The 20,942-nt window shown below is 74.8% G+C and carries 18 protein-coding genes; 6 read left to right on the top strand and 12 right to left on the bottom strand.

Annotation, left to right across the window (positions count from 1 at the left end; translation table 11 throughout):
• Positions 1–27: 27 nt before the first annotated feature.
• The 8 genes from IE248_RS33535 to IE248_RS33500 all read right to left on the bottom strand — a co-directional run bounded on the left by IE248_RS33535 (position 28) and on the right by IE248_RS33500 (position 9,917).
• On the bottom strand, positions 28–1,260 hold the full coding sequence (locus tag IE248_RS33535) for an ATP-grasp domain-containing protein (protein WP_190032658.1): 1,233 nt from the start codon (positions 1,258–1,260) through the stop codon (positions 28–30).
• Positions 1,257–2,213 carry a PLP-dependent cysteine synthase family protein gene (locus IE248_RS33530; RefSeq protein ID WP_073797093.1) on the bottom strand — a complete coding sequence of 319 codons (957 nt, stop codon included), beginning with the start codon at positions 2,211–2,213 and terminating at the stop codon, positions 1,257–1,259. The genes IE248_RS33535 and IE248_RS33530 overlap by 4 nt, the downstream gene beginning before the upstream one ends.
• An 88-nt stretch (positions 2,214–2,301) precedes the next feature.
• Positions 2,302–2,937, bottom strand: a complete 636-nt coding sequence (locus IE248_RS33525; protein WP_073797094.1) for a serine O-acetyltransferase — start codon at positions 2,935–2,937, stop codon at positions 2,302–2,304.
• A 38-nt stretch (positions 2,938–2,975) separates the two neighbouring features.
• On the bottom strand, positions 2,976–4,247 hold the full coding sequence (locus IE248_RS33520) for an ATP-grasp domain-containing protein (RefSeq protein ID WP_073797095.1): 1,272 nt from the start codon (positions 4,245–4,247) through the stop codon (positions 2,976–2,978).
• Positions 4,244–5,497, bottom strand: a complete 1,254-nt coding sequence (locus IE248_RS33515) for an ATP-grasp domain-containing protein (protein WP_190032657.1) — start codon at positions 5,495–5,497, stop codon at positions 4,244–4,246. Before IE248_RS33515 ends, IE248_RS33520 begins: the two co-directional genes overlap by 4 nt.
• 156 nt (positions 5,498–5,653) lie before the next feature.
• Positions 5,654–6,577 (bottom strand): GNAT family N-acetyltransferase, encoded by a 924-nt coding sequence (locus IE248_RS33510; protein ID WP_123083552.1) that lies wholly within the window; start codon positions 6,575–6,577, stop codon positions 5,654–5,656.
• Positions 6,578–6,723: 146 nt separating this feature from the next.
• On the bottom strand, positions 6,724–7,707 hold the full coding sequence (locus IE248_RS33505) for a UDP-glucuronic acid decarboxylase family protein (RefSeq protein ID WP_073797137.1): 984 nt from the start codon (positions 7,705–7,707) through the stop codon (positions 6,724–6,726).
• A gap of 68 nt (positions 7,708–7,775) precedes the next feature.
• Complete coding sequence (locus IE248_RS33500) at positions 7,776–9,917, bottom strand: HAD-IIIC family phosphatase (RefSeq protein ID WP_190032656.1); 2,142 nt, start codon at positions 9,915–9,917, stop codon at positions 7,776–7,778.
• Positions 9,918–10,146: 229 nt separating this feature from the next.
• Here IE248_RS33500 and IE248_RS33495 point away from each other — a divergent pair, with 229 nt between their 5' ends.
• The 6 genes from IE248_RS33495 to IE248_RS33470 are packed head-to-tail and all read left to right on the top strand — an operon-like array spanning position 10,147 to position 17,185.
• The gene (locus IE248_RS33495) at positions 10,147–11,415 is read left to right on the top strand and encodes an aldehyde dehydrogenase family protein (protein WP_073797099.1); all 1,269 of its coding nucleotides are present in this window, start codon (positions 10,147–10,149) and stop codon (positions 11,413–11,415) included.
• On the top strand, positions 11,412–12,068 hold the full coding sequence (locus IE248_RS33490) for a hypothetical protein (protein WP_053065883.1): 657 nt from the start codon (positions 11,412–11,414) through the stop codon (positions 12,066–12,068). The genes IE248_RS33495 and IE248_RS33490 overlap by 4 nt, the downstream gene beginning before the upstream one ends.
• A 35-nt stretch (positions 12,069–12,103) precedes the next feature.
• Complete coding sequence (locus IE248_RS33485) at positions 12,104–13,861, top strand: thiamine pyrophosphate-binding protein (RefSeq protein WP_190032655.1); 1,758 nt, start codon at positions 12,104–12,106, stop codon at positions 13,859–13,861.
• The gene (locus IE248_RS33480; protein WP_073797101.1) at positions 13,858–15,228 is read left to right on the top strand and encodes a class I adenylate-forming enzyme family protein; all 1,371 of its coding nucleotides are present in this window, start codon (positions 13,858–13,860) and stop codon (positions 15,226–15,228) included. The genes IE248_RS33485 and IE248_RS33480 overlap by 4 nt, the downstream gene beginning before the upstream one ends.
• Positions 15,225–16,370 (top strand): beta-ketoacyl synthase N-terminal-like domain-containing protein, encoded by a 1,146-nt coding sequence (locus IE248_RS38320; protein WP_073797102.1) that lies wholly within the window; start codon positions 15,225–15,227, stop codon positions 16,368–16,370. Before IE248_RS33480 ends, IE248_RS38320 begins: the two co-directional genes overlap by 4 nt.
• Before the next feature lie 20 nt (positions 16,371–16,390).
• Positions 16,391–17,185, top strand: a complete 795-nt coding sequence (locus IE248_RS33470) for a glycosyltransferase family 2 protein (protein ID WP_190032654.1) — start codon at positions 16,391–16,393, stop codon at positions 17,183–17,185.
• Here IE248_RS33470 and IE248_RS33465 read toward each other — a convergent pair.
• The 4 genes from IE248_RS33465 to IE248_RS33450 all read right to left on the bottom strand — a co-directional run bounded on the left by IE248_RS33465 (position 17,182) and on the right by IE248_RS33450 (position 20,919).
• Positions 17,182–18,237, bottom strand: coding sequence for a hypothetical protein (locus tag IE248_RS33465; protein WP_190032653.1), 1,056 nt, complete (start codon positions 18,235–18,237; stop codon positions 17,182–17,184). The genes IE248_RS33470 and IE248_RS33465 overlap by 4 nt on opposite strands.
• On the bottom strand, positions 18,234–19,583 hold the full coding sequence (locus IE248_RS33460; protein WP_073776279.1) for an MFS transporter: 1,350 nt from the start codon (positions 19,581–19,583) through the stop codon (positions 18,234–18,236). The genes IE248_RS33465 and IE248_RS33460 overlap by 4 nt, the downstream gene beginning before the upstream one ends.
• Before the next feature lie 5 nt (positions 19,584–19,588).
• Positions 19,589–20,578 carry a ribonucleotide-diphosphate reductase subunit beta gene (locus tag IE248_RS33455; protein WP_190032652.1) on the bottom strand — a complete coding sequence of 330 codons (990 nt, stop codon included), beginning with the start codon at positions 20,576–20,578 and terminating at the stop codon, positions 19,589–19,591.
• 155 nt (positions 20,579–20,733) lie between these two features.
• Entirely contained in the window at positions 20,734–20,919 is a 186-nt protein-coding gene (locus IE248_RS33450; protein WP_037796758.1) for a hypothetical protein, read from the bottom strand.
• Between the last annotated feature and the right edge of the window lie 23 nt (positions 20,920–20,942).

Raw genomic sequence — 20,942 nt, 5'->3', positions numbered from 1 at the left:
GGCCCGGCCGGCGGCCGTCCGGGCAGGTCAGCCGATGTCGAGGCCCGACGTGAACCAGGTCTCCACGGCGCGGATGCGGGACTCGCAGTCGGCGCGGTCCGCGCCCGTGATGACGAAGGCGGCCAGGAAGTCGCCCGAGTGGGAGGCGTCCGGGACCGTCTCGCCGACCTCGGCGTACGTCGTGTACTTGACGACCCCCTCCGGCATCAGCGCCGGGTCCGGCAGGGCGCGCAGGACGCCCGGACGCTTGGTGAACAGCAGCTGGCCCGCGATCAGCGCGGGGTCCCGGCGCGGCCCGGGCTCCGCCGGCAGGCCGAGCTGGCGGCGTACCGGGTACTCCATCGGGTCGAAGCCGAACAGGGCCCGCTGGACGTCCCGCACCCCGGCGCCGCCGGCCCGCGAGGCGGCCTCGCACAGGACCAGGTCACCGTCGGCGGTGACGAACACCTCGATGTGGAACGCGAAGTGCTCCGGCCCGCCGAACGCGGCAAGCACCTTCTCGCCGAACGCGGCCAGACGCCGCGCCAGCGGGTCCGCGGTGTCGAGCGCGATGTCCACCCGGCCGCCCCGGTCCCGGAAGTCGGCCAGCGCGTACAGGTACCGCGACGGCCACAGCGTCGCGATGCGCCCGTCCAGCACCGTGCCGTCGACGTGGCACATGGAGCCCTCGACGAACGCCTCGGCCAGCCACTCGGGCTCGCCGTCGGCCCCGGTCAGCTCTGTCGCCGCCCGCCAGCCGGCCAGTTCCGCGGCCGTGCGCAGGATGGACACCCCGATGGAGAGCACCCCGCGCCTCGGCTTCACGACGACCGGCAGCCCGTGCCGCTCCGCGAACGCGTCGAGGTCGGCGCCGGTCCGCAGCAGGACGTGGTCGGCGACCGGGATGCCCGCCCGCACGGCCGCCCGCTTCATCTCCCACTTGTCGCGGTAGACGACCGCGGAGTCGGGCCGCTGCCCCGGCAGGCCGAAGCGTTCCCGCAGCAGCGCCGCCCGCAGGATGTCGTACTCCTGGCAGGCGACGACGTCCGTGACGGCGAACTCCTCGACGAGTTCCGCGGCCCGCTCCAGCACCCGCTCGCCCGTGTCGTAGCCGGGCAGCACCTCGGCGTGCAGGTACGGGGCGCCGGTGGGCAGTTCCTCGCCGAACAGGGCCAGCTGCTCCGCGGAGCCCAGCAGGACGATCTTCTCGTCGTGGTCGGCGAGCCACCGCTCGTACGGGTTGGCGCGCAGCGAGCCGCGGTGCAGGATCAGGGTGGTCATGAGGAGACTCCTTCGTTGAAGATGCTCACGTACCGCTCGCCGGTGTCGGGCAGGATCGTGACGATGGTCTTGCCGGCGTACTCGGGCAGCCGGGCCAGGGCGGCGGCGCCGTGGACGGCGGCGCCGGAGGAGACGCCCGCGAAGATGCCCTGCTCCCGGGTGAGGGCGCGGGCCGTGGCCAGCGCGGCCTCGTCCGGGCAGGTGAGGACGCGGTCGATGAGGGCGACGTCGGTGGTGGGGGAGACGAAGCCGCCGTTGAGGCCCGGGATGCGGTGGGTCCCCGCGTAACCGCGCGAGAGCACGGGGGAGTTCTCCGGCTCCACGGCGACGATCTCCAGGTCCGGGTTGCGTTCGCGCAGGTAGCGCCCGGCCCCCGTCAGAGTGCCCCCGGTGCCCACGCCCGCGACGAGCACGTCGACACGGCCCGCGGTGTCGCGCCAGATCTCCGGGCCCGTGGCCTCGTAGTGGGCGCGCACGTTGTCGTCGTTCTCGTGCTGGCGGACGTACCAGGACCCGGGCGTGGCCGCCTGGATCTCCTCGGCCTTGGCGATGGCGCCGGCGAACCGCTCGGCGCTCGGGGTCTGGACGACCTCCGCGCCCAGGGCCGCCAGCAGCCCCATCCGCTCGGGCGTCGCGCTGTCGGGCAGCACGACGACGCAGCGGTAGCCCCGTACGGCGCACAGCGCGGCCAGGGCGATGCCGGTGTTGCCCGAGGTGGACTCCACCACGGTCGATCCGGGGCGGATGTCGCCGCGCCGCTCGGCGCCCCGCAGCATGGCCAGGGCGGCCCGGTCCTTGCTGCTGGCGAACGGGTTCGCGGACTCCAGCTTGCCCAGCACCTCGGTACCGGGCGCGGCGTCCGCCACGGAGATGCGGACCAGAGGGGTGTTGCCGATGAGTTCTTCCAGGCCGGCGGCGATCCTGCGCGCCGGCGGGGCGATGGCGGTGGTCACAGAAGGCCTCCGGGGATGACGGTACGGGGAACGGATACGGAGAGGGGTACGGGTACGAGTGCGGGCGCGGGGGGCCGCACCGGCCGGCTCACCACGAGCCGGCCGAGGCGAGCAGACGTACCGGATCGAGAGCGGTGGCGTCGTCCGGGACGGCCGGCGCCTCCCCGGGCGCGGGCAGGACCACGGATCGCGGAGCGTAGACCCGCGCGCCCGGCCCGATGTCCTCGGTGACGGTCGCCATGGCGCCGATCAGCGCCCGGTCGCCGACCGTGACGGGCCCGAGCACGGTGGCGTTGGCCCCCAGGACCACGCCGTTGCCGATCGCGGGGTGGCGCCGCTCGCCCGGCGGACGGGCGTTGTCGGCCCACCAGCCCACCGCCCCGAGCGTGACCTGCTGGTAGATCGTCACGTCGTCGCCGACGGTGGCGGTCTGGCCGACGACCACGGCCGCGCCGTGGTCGATGAACACGCGGCGCCCCAGCACCGCGCCGGGATGGATCTCGACGCCCGTACGGCGGCGCGCGACGCGCGCCATCGTCCGGGCCGCGGTCCGCATCCCGCCCCGGTGGAGACGGTGCGCGACCCGGTGGGCCCACAGGGCGGACAGGCCGGAGTGCCCCAGCGCCTCCCAGCGGCTGGCCACGGAGGGGTCCCGCGCGAGGACGACGTCGAGGTCCTCGCGCAGCACGAGCAGAAGTGAGATGGGTGCGGTCGGTGCGGACAACGGTCAACTCCTCGGTTCGGGCGGCGGGCCGCCGTGGCTCAGGCGGCCACGGGCCGCGCCGCGGACGGCTCCGCCGGCTCGACGTCGATGCGGATGGCGCTCTGCGTCAGGTGTTCGCACAGCTCGACGGCTCCGTCGGTGTCCGCGGCGCGTACGACGACACAGCCGAGCCGGTCCCAGTTGTCGCGCAGCGGCCGGACGGTGTCACCGGGCCGCACGGACACCTGGGCGGCGATCACGTCGGGCCGCGCCGCGACCTCCGCCACGCCGGACACGGCGGTGACGGTGCCGGGCTCGCGCAGGACGAAACGGGTCGCGGCGCCGGCCAGGGGCGCGGGGGAGGCGTCGAGGGGCTCGGTCAGACCCAGTGGCCAGGCCGCCCCGTAGGCGATCATGTCGATTCCGTAGGCGGCCTCGACGAGTTCGACGATGTGGTCGCCGCCGAGCCGGTTGTGGGACTCGATGACCACGGGACCGCGCCCGCTGAGGCGGATCTCCGTGTGGCTGGGGCCGTCGGTGACGCCCATGGCGGTCAGGAACGCCTCGACCGCACCGGTCAGCCGCTCGCGGTCGCCCTCGTCGAGGCGGGCCGGCACGGCGTGGCCGAGCTCCGCGAAGTGCGCCTCGTCCACGAGCTTCTCGGTGACGGCGACCACCACGTGGCGGCCGGCGAAGCTGAGTGCCTCGACGCTGAACTCGGGACCGTCGATGTAGGACTCCATCAGGAATCCGTCGACGGTGAACATGGTGGAGCCGCGGTCGGTGCGCCCGCCGTCGAGCTCCTGGATCCGCGCCCACACCCGGTCGAGGTCGCCGGGGTCCTCGGCGCGGAGCAGGCCGAAGCCGGCGGTCGTGGAGAGGGGCTTGAGGATGAAGGGGTACCCGGCCCGCTCCCCGAAGGCGTCCAGCGAGGCGCGGCCCTCGACCAGCGCGGCGTGCGGGACCGGCAGCCCCTGCTCGGCGAGGTGGCGGCGCATCAGCCACTTGTCGCGCATCCGGCGGCTGACCTCGTAGCGGCGGCCGTCGGAGAGGCCGAACAGGTCGCTGAGCCGGCTGGCCGGGTTCAGGCCGGGCTCGGTCAGCGACACGACCGCGTCGACCCCGTACACGGAGCGGGCCGCCTCGGCGAACGGCAGCACGGTGTCCCAGTCGGTGTAGTCGACGACGAGCAGGACGTCGGCGGTGCCGGCCTGGAACGCGGTGACCTTGTCAGGATGCTGGATCAGGACGACCTTCGCACCGAGCGCGGCGAAGCGCTCCAGGTGGGCGTCGACTCCGCCGATCAGCAGGACGGTGGGGGCAGGGCTCAACGGAGGGTTCCCTTCGGGGAGGCGGCGGCCGCTTCGCGGACGACGGGGCGCAGGAGTTCCCGTACGGCGGCGATCCGGTCGGCGGCCTGGGCGGGCGAGCCGGCATCGACGACGACGTAGCCGTGACGGGTGAACGAGTCGATGGTGCGCGGCAGTTCGGCCCCGGGTTCGAAGGGGAAGTGCAGCGCGCGGACGTAGGGCAGGGCCCGGATGGCGTCGAGGTCCCCGGTGGCCTCCAGGCGCCCCGGCGGCAGCAGGAAGAACCCGACGGACGCCGTCCGCCGGGGGACGGGCGGGGCGACGGGCTCGCCCGCCAGGGTGCGGAAGATCGCGGCCTCGATGTCGTAGCCGGAGGCCGTCTCGATCAGCAGCGGGATGCGGTCGCCGCCCAGCCGCGTCTGCGACTCCACGATCCGCGGGCCGCGGGCGGTGAGGATCACCTCGGTGTGCGCGGGCCCGAAGGCGTGACCGGCGAGGTCGAGCAGGCCCGTGACCACCGCCTGGATCGCGCGCTCGTCGGCGGGGTCCAGCGGGGCGGGATGGACGTGCGCCGTCTCGACGAAGCCGGGTGCGCCGGTGGTCTGCTTGGCGGTGACGCCGATGACGTGGTGCACCCCGCCGGCCGTGAGGGTCTCGACGCTGTACTCGGCCCCGTCCAGGTACTCCTCGACGAGGAACGGGCCACTCACCCCGCCCTCCTCGACGCGCCGCGTCCACTCCTGGAGGTCCGCGCCGTCGCGGATCAGGCCGACCCCCCGGCTGCCCGAGGACCGGGCCGGCTTGGCCACGACCGGCAGCGGCAGCCGCCCGGCGGCCGCCGCGACGGCCGCGGTGTCCGCGGCCGGCTCGGACCGGACGGCGGACAGCCCGTGCCGGGCGAGCAGCTCCCGCATGGCGGCCTTGTCGTTGAGCAGCCCCACGGCCGCCGCCGGGTTGGGGGACAGGCCCAGCGCCTCGGCCTCGGCGACGGCCGGAGCCATGCTGTCCTCGGCGCCCAGGTGCAGGACGACGTCGATGGCGTGGGCGCGCGCGGTCTCCCGGATCAGGGCGCGCAGGCCCGCCTCGTCGGAGAAGTCGGTCAGCAGCAGTTCGCGCGCGTGCTCGGCGACCTCGTCGAGGTAGGCCCGCTCGCGCAGGGAGGGGTCCCAGATCGCCCAGACCTCGAAGCCCGCCTCGGCGGCCTTGCGGACGAACTGGCTGTAGGGCATCACCATCAGCAGCCGTTTCCTCGGCTCGCCGGTGTGCGTCATGGCAGGCGTCTTCCTCTCGTACGCGGGGGACTTCACGAAGAAGCAGTGAGGGGCCGGCGTTGGCTGCCGGAAAAAGAGGGGGATCGCTATCGTTCCTGGGGACGTGGGGGACAGGACTCGGTCGGGAGTCCCGCCCCTGTCAGCGGTCCGCTCGTGTCATGCGGTCTGCTTGACGTAGTGCGTGAGCGCGCGTTCGCCCTGGATGGCGAGGACGCGGTGCAGGCCCTCTTGGTCGCGGAGTTCCGCCGTGTCCATGGTGATCCAGGCCCGGGCGGCGCCGAGGGCGCGCAGGTCCGCGAGGGCCGCGGTGGTCAGGGCGAGCCCGATGCCCAGGCCCCGGGACGCCGGAGCGACCGCGAGCTCGACGACGCGTCCCTCTCCGTCGCCCGCCTGGGCGAGGACGTATCCGGCCGGCCGGCCGGCCACTTCCAGCACCAGGGCGACGCCGCCGGCCGCGCGCAGGCGGTTCAGCAGCGTACGGAAGAGCTCCGGGCTGTGGGTCTTGGGGCCCTTCGAGAGGTTGCGCAGGTGCAGGCCGTGGACGGCCTCCACGTCCGCGTCCGACGAGACCGGCCGGACCAGCCCGTTCTCGGGCAGCGCGGGAGGCAGCGGCGGCTCCGTCAGATCGACGGAGTACTGGCCGAGCGTCACCCCGCGCACGAAACCGCCCCGCTCCAGGACCCGCGGGACCACGGTGTCCCCGCTGAGCACGCCGCGGACACTGACGCCGTAGTGGGTGTCCTGCTCCTCCCCGAGTTCACCGGCCCGGTTCAGCAGGCGGTGCAGGAGGCAGCGGGCGGCGGCCTCGCCGTGCTCGCCGGGCAGCGCCGTGAGCGCGGCGTCGACCGTGTCACCGCCCCGCACCGTCAGCGCGGCCCAGGCCACCACCTCGTCTGCGGCGTCCGTCAGGCACCAGCTGTTGTCCCGGTAGCCGGGTATCCCGGTCTCCTGCAGGATGTCCTCGCGGCTGTAGGTGGACGCGCCGGTGATGTTCTCCTCGTAGGTGCGGACGAACCGGATCAGGCTGTCCAGCGGGACGTCGGCGGGGTTCTTCAGCGTGAGGTGGTCGGGCAGGTTCATCGTTGTTCGTGCCCCCTTTCAGGTGCGTCGGGTCCTGGGCCGGCGCCGGGTCGGCGGCGCCGGTCCGTCGGTCTCTGCGTGAGCTGAGCCGGGTTGAGCTGTGAGGCGGTGCGGGCGGTGCGCGGTCGGGCGCGGCCCGCGGACGGTCAGGCCAGGGCCGGCGCGGCCTCCTCGTGGTGTACGGGCAGGCCGGTGCAGGCGCCCTCCCGGAAGTGGGCGATCGTGCGCCGCAGGCCCTCGTCCAAGGCGGTGCGCGGCTCCCAGCCCAGCTCCCGCACGGCGGCCGTGATGTCCGGCCGGCGCAGCTGCGGGTCGTCCTGCGGCCGCGGGATCAGGGTGAGTTCGCTGCTCGACCCGCACAGGCCGCGCACGGTCAGGGCGAGCTCGCGCATCGTCACCTCGACGGGGTTGCCGAGGTTCAGCGGCCCGGAGTGGCCCGAGGCCAGCGCCCGCACGATGCCGTCGACCGTGTCGTCGACGTAGCACAGCGAACGGGTCTGGCTTCCGTCGCCCGTGACCGTCAGGGCCCGGCCCGCGAGGGCCTGGGTGATGAACGCGGGCACCGCCCGGCCGTCGTCGCTCCGCAGCCGCGGACCGTACGTGTTGAAGAGGCGCACGATGGTCGTGCGCACCCCGTGGCTGCGGCGGTAGGCCATGGTGATGGCCTCGCCGAAGCGCTTGGCCTCGTCGTACACGGACCGCGGCCCGATCGGGTTGACGTTGCCCCAGTAGCTCTCGGGCTGGGGGTGCACTTCCGGGCTGCCGTACACCTCGGAGGTCGAGGTCAGCAGGAAGCCCGCGTCGTGGCGCCGGGCGAGTTCGAGCGCGTTGCGGGTGCCGTACGAGCCGACGAGCAGGGTTTCGAGCGGGAGCCGGAGGTAGTCGGCGGGAGAGGCGGGCGACGCCAGGTGGTAGACCGCGTCGACCCGGCCGGGCACGTCGAGGCCCTCGGTGACGTCCAGGAGCAGGAAACGGAATCCAGGGTGGTCCAGCAGGTGGGTGATGTTCTCGGCCCGCCCGGTGGAGAGGTTGTCCACGCAGACGACCTCCTGCCCCTCGGCCAGGAGCCGCTCGCACAGGTGCGATCCCACGAAACCGGCGCCGCCTGTGACCACTGCTCGCACGTTGATTCCCCCTCTTCTGTGGATCGTTCGATCCGGTTCTGCTGTCTCGGGTCCCGGCTCCCGGGCGCCCTGTACTAGGGCCCCGAGGTGACCGCGACGGGCAGGCCCGCCAGGTCCGGGAGCCGGCTCCCGGCGGTCAGGACGTACTCGCCCGGCGCGCCGTCCGCGCCCGGATCGAAACCGGCGTCCGGGAACAGCTCCCGGGCCGGGGTGTTGCGGTCGGTGGATACGAAACGGCCGCGCACCCCGGCGAGACCGGGGCCGTCCGGGCCGTCCTGGAGCGCCCCGTCGCGCAGCGCCGCGGCCAGGAACGGCACGGCGATGTCGAGGCCGATCACACGGCAGCTGAGGACGAAGGCCGTCACGGTGCGTCCCTGGACCAGGCAGGCACCGGTCAGGCCGTAGTCGGCGAACCGGTCGGAGGCGAAGGCCAGGTGCAACCGGGTGTCCGGCGCCGCGAGCAGCCGCCGCAACTCCTCGGGCGTGGTGCGCCAGGCCGTCGTGGTGAACTGGTTGGTCCGGTTGAACAGTTCGCTCGCGCGGGCCAGGTGCTCCTCGCCGGCCCGCGCCACGCGCAGGCCGATCCCGAGGGAGCGCAGGAACTCCTCGCGGTCCATGGTGGCGCCCAGCTCCTGGCGCCGCAGCATGGCCCGGGTGGTGTGGGTGCGCTGCGCCGCCTCCCGGGTGCGCCGGCCCGATTCCAGGGCCGGGCTGGAAAGCAGCTGCTCGCGGAAGGTGTGCACCGGCCCCTCGGCGATGCGCAGCCCGGGCAGCGCCGCGGCGACCTCGGCCCGCTCCACCGGGTTGTCGTCGAGGAACAGTACCTGCTCGGGCGCGAAACCCAGCCGGGTGCACAGCTCGGCGATGCCGGCCGATTTGGGACGCCAGTTGATGCTGTGCAGCACGAAGTCGTCGGGGCCCAGCAGCGGCCGGCCGCTGCCACCGTGGCCCTTCCAGGCGCCGAGCGTCGCCTCGGCGTCGCCCTTGCTGGAGGTCGCGAGCAGCACGCCGCGCGAGGCGAGTACGGAGAGCGCCTGGTGCAGCCCCGCGTGGACCCAGCGGCTGGTGGCGTCTCCGTCGAGCCAGTCGAAGCCGTCGTCGGCGGCGATGCCGGGCCACAGGGTCCCGTCGAGGTCGGTGACGACCAGCTTGATCTGGCCGGCGGCGCGGTGCGCGCGGTGGCAGGCCAGGTACTCGCCGGCCAGGGCCTCCCCGAGGGCGGGCAGCTGGTGCGGACGCTCGTCGGCCGGGTCCAGGGAGCCGCCGTGGTGGCCGAACGGGAAGACGAGGTCGTCGAAGAGGGTCGCGGCGCCGTACCGGGCCACCAGCCGCTCCTCGTCGACCACCATCAGGTTCGGGTGGCGCCGTACACAGTGGTCCACGTGGGCGTTGAGCTCCGCGACGACGCGCCGGAAGCCGTACTCCTCGGCGAAGTCGAAGCGTCCGAACGGGGACAGGGCCGGCGGCCCGAAGTTGTGGACCAGGCCCAGCCTGCCGTCGAGGGCGTCGGCGAGGGCCGTGATGTTGATCGACAGGGCGCTCTTCATCAGCGACAGGGTGCGCCCGCGCTCCTCGGAGTCCTGGGTGTGCGCGCCGTCCCACAGGGCCGACAGGAAGGGCTGGACGCCGGCCTGGTAGACCGTCACGTCGGGCCGCACCCGCGCGACCGCGCGGGACATGTCCCGGGTGGAGCCCGGCCAGAGGTGCTCGGTCCGCACGTCGAGCCCCTGCTCCCGGCCCAGCGAGACCAGCGGCTCCTCGGTGAACTGGGTGACGCACCCGCCCAGCAGGAGGTACGTCAGCGGCTCGGCGGCGCCGGACGAGCCGGGCCGCGGCCGCGCGGTGGACAGGTGCTGCGGCAGCCCGTACCGGGTCGTGGGCCAGGAGCCCCGCGCCGTTCCGGCCGCTCCGCGCCCCGCCGCCTCGGGCCGGTCCGCGAGCAGCGCCCGCAGGCCGCCCTCCTCGTCGGTCCCCTCGCGCACCACCAGGTCGCGGTCGAGCAGCGCGCGCAGCACGTCCGCGGCGGCGTCCGGGTCCGGGGCCAGGGCGCCGAACCCGGCGGCCGTGAAAGAGGTTCCCAGGAGCGCGCGCACGGGCCGCGCCCACTCGGAATCCAGCACCAGGCGCTGCATGCGCGGGCCATTGGCGAGCAGGATTCCGGATTCCAGATCGACCGCGGAGAGGAATGCGCTGAAACGGAATTCATCCGGCGTCACGGCATCTCCTCATCTCCTCGGCGGGCGGCGCATCGGTCTGATGTGCCGCAGACGTAGTCCCGGATGCTACGGGTCGCCGCGCCGCGGAGATTCTCCGAGAATGCTGAATCGGCTCGAAGGCGCCCGAAGGCGTGCGAAGAGAGCACGCCGTGAGATGCGCCGGTGCCCGCCACCAGGGCAGGCTCCTGCCTGGGCCCGAGGTCACGGGCACGGGCAAGGGGGTACACGCATGCACAGCGCCGTCATCGATGTGGAGCCGGAGACCGTATTCGCCGAGGGTGGCGCCACGGCGCCGGCGCACCCGGAGGGATTGGTTCCCGCCGAGGTGGAGCGCATCGTCCCCGCCCTCGTGGAAACCCTTCTGGAGAACCGGGAGGAATTGCTTTCCGTGCTCACCCGGGTCGCCACCCGGCAGGCCGCCGTCGACGAATTCTTCCGTTCGCTGCGCGCCCTGTCCGGCGCCCCCTGGGAACTGCTGCGCAATTCCCCCGGAAAGCTCGGCCGGCTGGCCACCTTCCTGCCGTCGAACAACCTGCTCTACTCCTACGTACTCTTCGGCGTCATCCCCTCGCTCTACACCGACGAGGTGCGGCTGCGCCCCTCGGCCCGCGTGGCTCCCGCCGCCATGGCCGTACACGACATCATCGGGCCGCGCGTGCGCGCGGCGGTGGGCGGCCGCTTCGAGATGGCGCCCGTCTCGCAGCGGGAGTTCCTCGACGCGTGCGCGCACTCCGACGCGGTCGTCTTCACCGGCCAGCCCGACAACGCCGGGACGGTGGCCGCGCGGATCCCGCACGACGCCTTGTTCCTCGGCTTCGGCTCCGGCCCCAACCCGCTGGTCGTGGGCCCCGAGGCGGACCTCGACACGGCCTGCCGCAGCGTGCTCGCCGCCCGCCTCTACAACTCGGGCCAGGACTGCCTGTGCACCGACATCGTCTTCGTACACCGCTCGGTCGCCCGCGAGCTCACCACCCGCCTGGCCGACGCCCTGTCCGCCGTCCGCGTCGGCGACCGGCGCGAGGCCGACACGCTCGTCGCCCCGCTGGTCTACCCCGACGCGGTGGAGGGCGCGGCCGAGTTCCTCGCCGGCCACCAGGAGTTCGTCGTCCGCGGCGGCCGCGCCGACCTCGCCCGCAACATCGTGGAACCCTCCCTGCTCACCCTGCCGTGGCGCCCCGGCTTCCACCCGCCGGAGTTCTTCTCCCCGGTCGTGCTGACGATGGAGTACGACGACCCGCGCCGGATCGAGCAGTGGCTGAGGTCCCCCGAGGAGACCGAGCGCGGCATGTACGTCCAGGTGTTCGGCGAGCCCGGACTGCGCGGCCCGCGCATCGGCACCAGCGTGGTCTGCGACGGTCGCGTCACCTTCGACGTGGAGGACGGCAACCGGCCGTTCGGCGGCTACGGCCTCCGGGCCGGGCACGTCCGCCGCGGCGGCGCCGTCACCGCCCGGCCGCTGCTGCTCTCCGCCGAAGCCGGCCGCCGGGCCCGCTCGTGACCCTCGTACTTGACCCTCCCGCCGTCCGCGGGCGCGTCGCGCTCGACCCCCCGGCGATCCGGGGCCGGGCCGCCGGCGACCCCCCGGCCCGCCCCGCCACCGGAGCCCGCCGCCTGGTCGCCGACCCCGAGGCCGTCGACGCGGTGTGCGGTGCGCTGTCCGACCACTACACCGCCGACGTGCCCGACGCGCCGGTGATCCTCGTCGCCACCGACTACTGCGTGTACGCCGCCGACCAGTTCGCCGCCCGCTGCGCCGACCCGGACCGGCGTCTGCGGCCCTCCGACTCCGTCGCCCTCGAACCCTCCGGGCTCCTCCAGCGGTTCATCGCCGCCACCGGCTGGCGGGGCCCCGGCTACGCGCTCGGCGACCCGGCCGGGGACGGCGGCGCCGCCCTGCGGCTCGCCACCGGCCTCGTCGCGTCGGGACGGGCGGGCACCGTCTACGTCTGCGAGGTGCTGCGCCGCGCGGACACCGGCGCCTTCACGGCCGTGGCCACCCGGCTGCGGCCGGCCGGGGCGGAGCCGTCCCGAGCCGTGGTGGACCGGCCCGCGTGGCTGGACGACGCCACCTGGGAGCGCAGCGCGATCGTGCGGGAGTACCTGCGGGCCCGGGCGGACCGCCTCCCCGCGCGCACCGGCCGCGCCGCCTGACCCCTTTCCTCCGACGAACCCGCCTTGGAGCAGCCGTGACCACCGAGAACCACCCCTGGAACCTCGTCGCCGCCACCCTCGCCGACGCGGGGTGCGACAGCGTCTTCGGCCTGCCCTCCGACGAGCCCGGACTGATGGACGCGGCCGGCGGTCACCCGGGACTGCGGGTCGTCGGCGTCCGTGACCAGCGCGTCGGCGCCTGCGCCGCGATCGGCCACGCGGCGGTCACCGGCCGCCCCGCGGTGCTCGCCGTCAACTCCGGCCCCAGTTTCACCAACACCCTGACCGGACTGCTGGAGGCCTCCTCGCTTGGCGCCCCGGTCGTCGTCGTCACCACCCGGGTGCCGGTCGCCGGGATCGGCCGCGGCGGCTTCCAGTACACCGACCAAGCCGCCGTCATCGGCCCGCTCGCCAAGTGGACCTTCCTGGTGGAGAGCCCGCTCCAGCTGACCTGGGCGCTGCGCCGGGCGGTCCACCTCGCCGTCAACGGCAGCCCCGGCGTGGTGCTGGTGGAGATCGCCGACGAGGTGCTGCGCGCCCCGGCGCCCGAGGCGGCGTCCGCCCTCCCGGTGCGCCGCACCCGCGGCGGCGCGGCCGCCGAGGACGTGGACCGCGCGGTCGCGCTGCTCACCACCGCGCGGCTGCCGCTCGTCGTCGCGGGCGGCGGCTGCAAGCCGGCGGGCGCCGGCGCCGCCGTACGCCGGCTCGCCGAGACGCTCGCCGCCCCGGTGTTCACCACCGCCGCCGGACGCGGCACCCTCGACGAGGAACACCCCCTGGCCTGCGGGCTGGTGGGCCTCTACGCCACACCGCCCGCCGACACCCTCCTCGCCGAGGCGGACGTGGTGCTGGTGGTGGGCTCCCGGCTGGAGGAGACCGCCCGGATGGGCTGGGACAGCCTCCAGGACAAGCGGCTCATCCACGTCGACATCGACCCCGACGTCTTCCTGACCGCTGTGGAGCCCGAGGTCGCGCTGCTCGGCGACGCCGCCGTCGTGGCGGACCAGCTCACCGACGCGCTGGCCGCGGCCCCGCCGGCCGCCACGGAGGAAGGCGCCCGGCGCCGCGCCGAAGTGGCCGCCGTACGGGCCACCCTGCACGCCCGGTACGGCACGACGGCCGGCTCCGAAGCACCCGGCGGCAGCCGCCCCGGCCACGGCGGCCCCGGCACCCCGCTCACCGCCCCGGCCGCGTTGCGCCTGCTCCAGGAGTCCGTCACGCGCGAGGCCACCCTCGTCCAGGAGAACGGCCTGCACGACATGTGGGGCTACCACTACCCGGTCGTCTCCGTCAGCGACCGGGCCCGCGTCATCACCCCCGGCGAGCAGACCATGGTCGGCTTCGGCCTGCCCGCCGCACTCGGCGCCGCGCTGGCCGACCCCACCCGCCGCACCGTCCTCGTCTGCGGCGACGGCGCCTTCGAGATGAGCCTGGCCGCCCTGCCCACGGCCGCCGAACACGGGGCCGGCATCACCGCCCTGGTCCTGGACAACGGCGGTTACGGCTGGCCGCGCTTCGTCCGCAGCGACGAGGGGGCACCCGACACGCTGACCCGCTTCACCGCCCCCTCCCACTCGGAGGCCGCCGTCCGCGCCGGCGGCGGCTGGACCGCCCGCTGCGCCACCGAGGGCGAACTCGCCGCAGCCCTGGAGACGGCGGCCAAGGTCACCGCCGAGGGACGCACCGCGGTGATCACCGTCCCCGTCCGCGACGACGACGTTCCGGTCGGCGTGCGCGGCCTGTTCGGCGGCAGCCCCACCGCCCACGGCGACGTCCAGGGGGCGGCGGCATGAGCGGGCCCGCACCGCACGCCCTGCCCCGGCTGACCGTCGACGGCGAGCACATCGACCCCGCGCGGCTGGCCCGCCTGGTCGCCCGTACCGCCCGCGCGCTCGACACGGCCGGGGCGCGCCCCGGCCGCGGCGTCTCCCTGGCCTGCGACCACCCGCTGACCGCGGTCGTCACCGCGCTCGCCGCCGCCGAGACCGGCGCCCCGCTGCTCCTCGACGGCTCCGCGCCGGTCCGCCGGATCGCACCCGCCGCCGTCGTGCGCGCCGCAGGCGACGGCGAGCCCGTGGTCGGGCCCGGCCCGCTGCAGGGCGCCCTGGAACTCCCCGACCGGACCGCGGCCGTCTTCTGGACCTCCGGCAGCTCCGGCGACCCCAAGGCCGTCGCCGCCCCCCACGCCGCCCTCGCCCACCAGGGCACGGCCACCGCCGACCGGATGGCGGTCACGGCCGCCGACGGACTGCTGCTCCCGCTGCCGCTGCGCCACGCCTACGGGTTCAGCGTCCTCCAGGTCTGGCGCGCCACCGGCGCACACCTGTTCGCCGAATCCGGCTTCCACCAGCGGCGCGTCCTCACGCTCCTGGCCCGCGAGCGGATCACCTCGCTGGACGGCGTGCCCACCATGTACCGGATGCTCGCCTCCGAGGCCGCCAAGGACCCGGAGGCCGCCCGCCTGCTGCGCGAACTGCGCATCCGCGGCTGCGGCGGCGACGTGCTGACACCCGCCCTGTACGAGGACTTCCGCGCCGCCGTCGGCGCGCCGCTGCACGACGGCTACGGGCTGAGCGAAGCCGGCCCCAACGTCGCCCTGAACGCCCCCGGCGACCTGCACCCGGGCACGGTCGGCCGGCTCCTGGACGGCGTCCGCGCCCGCCGTGCCGGCGCCGCCGGGGAGATCCAGATCGACAGCCCCGCCCTGATGCTCGGCTACCTCGACCCGGCCTCCGGCGCCCTGTCCCGGGCCGCCTTCACCGAGGACGGCTGGCTGCGCACCGGCGACACCGGATCCGTATCGCCCGACGGGGTGCTCGGTATCACCGGCCGGATCAAGGAGGTCCTCGTCGTGCACGGGGAAACGGTGGCGCCCACCGTCGTCGAGGACGCCGTACGGGCCGCGGCCGGCGTCGTCGACGCCGCGGTGATCGGGATCCGCCGGGGCGATCGCGGCGACACCGTATGGGCGTTCGTGGAGAGCGAGGACGGCGACCGGGCGGCGGTGGCCGGCCGGGTCGCCGCCGCGTGCCGCCGCAGCCTGCCCCCGCACGTACGGCCCCGCGCGGTCCGCGTCGTCACCGAGCTGCCGCGCACCGGCAGCGGCAAGCACGACCGGGTCCGGCTGCGGGCCTGGGCGGCGGGGGAGCAGGCCGCATGAACGCCGTGGCACTGGCCGGCACCGGCCTGATCACCGCGCTGGGCAGCGGGCCGCACGCCTTCTGGGGCGGCCTGCTCCGCGGCGAGCGGGCCTTCGGCGAACTCACCGCCTTCGAGGGCGATTTCCGCAGCCGCACGGTGGCCGCGGTACCCCCCTCGGCGTTCCCCGCCGCCCCCGACCGCACCACCCCGGGCCGGCGCAAGCACACGATGGCCCTGGCGGCCGCCGCCCAGGCGCTGCGCGCGGCCGGCCTGCCCGGACTGCCGGCCGGCGCCCTCGTCGTCCTCGTCTCCCAGGCCCCCGGCACCGCCGACGGCACCGCCCGCGAGTTCACCGGGCCCGACCCGGCCGCCCTCCTCGTCGCGCTGGGAAGCTCCCCCGGCCAGGCGGCCGTCGTCCACCTCTCGCACGCCTGCGCCTCCGCCGCCTTCGCCGCGTCCTTCGCCCGGGACTGGCTGCTGTCCGGACTCGGCGACACCGCGCTGGTGGTCGGCGCCAGCGCCCTCAACCCGTACGAGTACGCCAGCATGGACGTCGTCAGGACCCTGAGTCCCGGCGGGGCCCGGCCCTTCGACACCACCCGCGACGGCATCACCGTCGGCGAGGGCGGCGGCGCCTTCGTCCTGGAGACCGCGGCCCGGGCGAACCGCCGCGGCCACCGCCCCAAGGCCTGGCTGTCCGGGGCCGCCTGCCTGGTCGACAGCACCCAGGCGGTCGCCTCCGAGCCGGCCGCGATCCGGGCGGCCATGCGCGGCGCGCTGGAGGACGCCGGCGTCGGGCGCGTCGACTACGTCCACGCCCACGCCACCGGCACCGCCCAGGGCGACGCCGCCGAGGTCGAGGCCGTCGGGGAGCTGGCCCGCGAACTCGGCCCGCACCCGGTGCCCGTCAGCTCCCACAAGGGCGCCGTCGGACACCTGCTGCACGCCTCCGCCTTCCCCGCCCTGGTGGCGGCCGTCGGCTTCCTGCGCGAGGCGCGGCTGCCCGGCACACCCGGTCTGCGCGCCCCCCTGGAGGTCCCCGACGGCGTCGTGACCGTACGGGAGTCCACCGCGGCGGTCCGCGCGGAGCACGTGCTGGTCAACAGCTTCGGCTTCAGCGGCAACAACGCCTCCCTCGTCCTGTCGGCCGCCGGCCGCTGAGCAGCCCACAAGGAGTCCCCATGTCCGATCCCCTGGTCACCGTCGTCACCCTGACCAAGGGCCGCCCCCAGGCCCTGGTCGAGCGGGCCCTGACCTCGGTGGCCCGCTCCGAGGGCGTGCGCGTCCAACACGTCGTCGTCGGCGACGACTGCCCGTTCCTGGCCGAGGAGACCAACCGGCGCGAGCTCGCCGAACGGTTCCCGCACGCCGAGTTCGCGCACGTGGCGCCCGAGGACCACCCCGCCATCCCCGCCCCCTACCTGCCCGCCCGCCTGTCCTACCTGCGCAACCTCGGGATCTCCCGGGCCCGCGGCGCGTACATCGCCCACCTCGACGACGACAACGCCTGTCACCCCGACCACCTGCGCAGCCTGGTGGGCGCCCTGGAGGCCGCACCGGAGGCGGGCGTCGCGTACAGCTGGCGCCGGCTGCGCAACCCCGACGGCGGCCCGTTCGTGCCCGACGGCGAGGACCCCTGGCACCCGATTCCGGCGCGGCGGGCGCCCTCGTACGAGGCGCTGCGCGCCCAGGGCGTGTTCGTGCCCGGGTCGGACGTGGTGCGCGACGTGATGCGCGTCGTCGACGGGAAACTGCTGAGCCGGGTCGACACCAACGAGCTGATGGTGCGCCGCGAGACGCACGCCCGGATCCCGTTCCCCACCGAGTTCACGCTGTGGCAGCGGGTGCTGGAGACCACCGAGGACATGGCCTTCTGCCAGCGGCTGCTGGAACTGGGCGTCCCGTCCGTGTGCACCGGGCGGGCCACGGTCGACTACTACATGGGCGGCTTCTCCAACGCGGCGGCCCTCGCCTAGAACGCGGACCCGCCCCGGCGCAGACCCGCCAGGCCCTCCACCGCGCGCGCGTCCGCGTCGTACAGCTCGCGGACGCGCCGCCGGCACAGCTCCAGCGTCTCGGCGCTCCACGAGGCCCCGAGCAGGAACACGGCGCGGGCGAGGTCGAGCACCGCGTCGGAGGAGGCCTGGAGCAGCACGGCCGTCTCCGCCGCCAGCGCCGCCGTGCGCGGGCCGCCGGAGCGCAGCAGCCGGTCCCCGGCCAGCACCCGGGCGAGCACGTGCCGGTCACCCGAGACCTGCCGCTGCAGCGGGCCCGACACCCGCATCTGGAGCAGCCTGCGGCGCCCCGGGAGACCGGAGAGCTCATCGAGCACCCCGGGCAGGGCCCGCAGCCCCGCGAGTCCCGCCTGCGGCGCGCCGGGCTCGGTCATCTGCCGTACGGAACGGTCCAGAAGCAGCCCGAGCTCGCTTTCCCAGTCGGCGCGCGGCTCGTGCGCGTCCCAGACCAGCACCGGGGCCCCGGCCATGCCGGCGCGCAGTTCCCCGGCCGGGACGGTGCCCCGGTTGTCCTCGAAGGCGGCGGACTTGCGGGTGTTGCGGTCGGCGACGTACGCGACGCCGGGCTCCAGCCGGTGCACGAGGAAGGTGTGCGGGTAGCCGAAGAAGGGGACGCGGTAGAACTCGGAGTGGCGCATTCCCTCCAGCCGCGGTGAGACGGGCACCGCATGGCCGCGGGCGAGTTCGCGGCGTACGAGGTCCAGCGCCGCGTCGGGCCGGTCCGGATCGTCCGGCGAGGTCTCCCAGCGGGCGGTGACGCCCCGCTGGAAGCGCGGGGCGTGGTAGTCGGTGTCCAGACCCCCGTAGAGGGTGAGCAGCTCACCCTCCGGGGTGCGTTCGACGACGAAGTTCACCGGCTGGGCCAGCGCCCGCGCCGTGTCGCGGAAACCCGTGGCGTACAGGGCGTCGCGCAGGCAGTGCACCCAGCAGGACAGGCGCGGGTGCTTGACGTCCTCGACGGCGTCGAGCTCCTTGCCGAGGTAGGGGAACGGCGTCGCGGGGGCGAGTGTCACGAGAGCACCCCGCCGGCGACCGCGGGGGCGGCCGAAGCGGCGGGCAGCCGCTTCTCGGGGACCAGCCGGGAGACCAGCAGCAGCACGGGCACGGCCATCGCCAGGCCGACGAGGGCAGCGGACCAGCCGATCCCGGCCACGCCGACGAGCAGGCCGCCGGCCACCGTGCCCCCGACGAGGAAGACGTCGGAGAGCGGGACGAGCGTGGCGTAGTACTTGCCGGTGAGCTGAGTCGGGAGGCGCTTTTGCACCTCCGCGAAGTACACGACCGAGGCGATCGACTCGAACACGCCGGCGACGAAGAGCAGGGCGAGCGCGACGACCCAGCTGCCGGTCCAGATCAGGGCGATCCAGCAGACGCCTTCGAGGGCGTTGCCGAGGATGTACACCCAGCCCTGGTTCCAGCCCCGCAGGCGGGCCGTGAGCAGCGCCCCGCAGGCGCCGCCGAGTCCCATCGCGGCGAGCAGGTAGCCCAGCATGGCCGGGACGCCCTCGAACTCCTCCAGCGAGTACGCCGCGAGGAAGGTACGGCCCAGGCCCAGCGCGACCATGTACGTGAACGCGGTGATGGTCAGCGAGGACAGCCGCCCGTCGTCCTTGACCATGTGCACCAGCTCCCGGGCGCCCCCCGCCAGCGCGCGGGCCCAGGCGGCGACCCAGCGCAGCCCGGCCGGGCCGGAGCGGCCGGCGCCGGCCGCGGGCGCGGCGGGCGCGGACGGCGCCTCGGCGGCGGGCCGTTCGAGCAGTGGGAGGCGCAGCAGGAGGGCGGCCGCGGCGACGGCGGTGGCCGCCTCCGCGCAGAAGAGCCATCCGATGCCGAGGCCCGCCGCGATCGGCCCGGCGAGGGCCGGGCCGATGAGCTTCGGGACGCGCTCGGCCGTCACGATCAGCCCGTTGCCCTCCAGTTCGCTGCCCTCGGGGATCACCTGGGGGCGCAGCGCCATCGTGGCGGGGAAACTGAACATGTAGCCGACGCCGATGGCGAGGGCCAGCAGCTGGATCTGCCACATCGCGGTGGTCAGAGGGAAGAGCGCCACGACCAGGCCGCTGCCGAGCGCGGCGAACATCGCCACGCGGCGCGGGTCGTAACGGTCGACGATCTGCCCGGCGAGGGCGCCCAGCAGGATGTTCGGCAGGAACCGGGCGGCCAGGGTGAATCCGACCTCCAGGCCGAGTCCGTACCGCTGCATCACCAGCAGCGGCAGGCCGACCGTCGTCATCGCGGAACCCAGCTCCAGGATGAAGAGCGACCCGACCAGGCGCAGAGCCGCGGGTTTGCGCAGGAGACCCGCGAACTTCCCGCCGGCCCCGCGCGTGGCCGTGCTGTTGTCCGTCTCGTTCGCCATGTCCCCTACCTGTCCTGGGCGGTGGCCGCTGTGGATGCGTGCAGGACGGCCTCCTGGGCCGTCCTGCACCTGCCGAGTACGTGCTCGGCGAAGTCGCGTGGGAGATCGAGCTGGCGCAATCGCACCGCGATCGTGGCCAGCAGGTCGTTCGCGGACCGGGCCGAGGCAGCGGCCCGCCCGGGCGTGGCGCCGGGACCGACGGGGGCGACGCCGACGACGGCGGCGAGCGGCATCCCGGTCTCGATCATGTCGTGGACGGCCTCGGAGAAGCCTTCGCGGGCACCGCGGCGCAGCGCGTGCAGGCCGAAGCTGACGTGCCGCGACTCGTCGCGCGTCATGGCGGTGAAGCCCGCGCGCAGACCGGGCAGCAGGGGGACGCGCTGCAGGCCGCGGACCAGGCCCCGCTGCCCGTGAAGGGCGAGGACGCCCTCGGTGACGAGGTGGAAGAACGCGACGGCGCGCAGCCACTGCGCGTAGTCGTGCGGGGATTCGGCGAGATCGCGCAGCAGCGCGTTCTCCAGGCAGTGCACGGCCCGGTGGGCGGGGGTGAGGACGGACCAGGACTCGATGACCTGCCGGCGCAGCGACGCGTCCATCCCGAGGACCTGCTCGGCGACCTGGCTGACGAACACCGTGTGCCGGGACTCGTCGGCGGCCTGCGTCCCCAGGTAGACGAGGTACTCCTCGTCGGGGCAGGCGGCCAGGATCGGGCTCATCAGGTCGAGTCCGGTGTACTCCCCGACCAGGAAGCTCTTGATGAAGTACGCGAGGTTGTCCCGGGCACCCGGGCTCAGCAGGGTGTCCCAGTGCTTGCGGTCGCGTTCGAGGTCGATGTCGGAGGCCAGCCAGTGCTGGCGCTCCCAGCGCCGGTAGAGGTCACGGGGGTCGAAGCGCCGCTCCAGCGTGTCGCCGGCGGCGCCGAGCAGGGCGTCCGCGTCCAAGCGCGAGAGTTCGTCCAGGTCCGCCTCGTCGAACAGCAGCGTGGTCCAGCGCAACGGCCGGTTCCTTCCCCTCGTACGCGTCCTGCCGCGGGGGCGCGGCCCCCGCGTGTCCCCCGCACATGACGGGGTTCCCCCTGACGACCGTCGGCCGACCCGCGGGGAAGCACCCCCGCGCGTCGGCCGACCGGATCACACGTGAGTCGACAGACTCACGCCATCTTGTTGCCCATGAGCGACTCGATCTCGGTGGCGACACCGGCGAAGAGGTCCGAGTGGGACTCCTGGACGCCGTCCAGCCAGGCCTCGAACGCCACGGCGTCGTCGGTGCTCGGAGCGGCGGAGCCGGTCTCCGCGACGATGCGCTGCTGGATCTCCGTGCTGAGTGCGGTAGCCATTCCAGCACTCCTTTCTCGTCGAG

It is taken from the genome of Streptomyces goshikiensis (assembly GCF_014650555.1).
Lineage (GTDB): Bacteria > Actinomycetota > Actinomycetes > Streptomycetales > Streptomycetaceae > Streptomyces > Streptomyces goshikiensis.
Note: the sequence above shows the minus strand (reverse complement) of the source record. Positions and strands in the feature narration are given on the sequence as shown.

Coding starts and splice junctions, on each gene's coding strand:
- IE248_RS33460 (WP_073776279.1), bottom strand. CDS start 19,583: ATGGCGAACGAGACGGACAACAGCACGGCCACGCGCGGGGCCGGCGGG.
- IE248_RS33470 (WP_190032654.1), top strand. CDS start 16,391: ATGTCCGATCCCCTGGTCACCGTCGTCACCCTGACCAAGGGCCGCCCC.
- IE248_RS33480 (WP_073797101.1), top strand. CDS start 13,858: ATGAGCGGGCCCGCACCGCACGCCCTGCCCCGGCTGACCGTCGACGGC.
- IE248_RS38320 (WP_073797102.1), top strand. CDS start 15,225: ATGAACGCCGTGGCACTGGCCGGCACCGGCCTGATCACCGCGCTGGGC.
- IE248_RS33450 (WP_037796758.1), bottom strand. CDS start 20,919: ATGGCTACCGCACTCAGCACGGAGATCCAGCAGCGCATCGTCGCGGAG.
- IE248_RS33515 (WP_190032657.1), bottom strand. CDS start 5,497: ATGACGCACACCGGCGAGCCGAGGAAACGGCTGCTGATGGTGATGCCC.
- IE248_RS33510 (WP_123083552.1), bottom strand. CDS start 6,577: ATGAACCTGCCCGACCACCTCACGCTGAAGAACCCCGCCGACGTCCCG.
- IE248_RS33495 (WP_073797099.1), top strand. CDS start 10,147: ATGCACAGCGCCGTCATCGATGTGGAGCCGGAGACCGTATTCGCCGAG.
- IE248_RS33535 (WP_190032658.1), bottom strand. CDS start 1,260: ATGACCACCCTGATCCTGCACCGCGGCTCGCTGCGCGCCAACCCGTAC.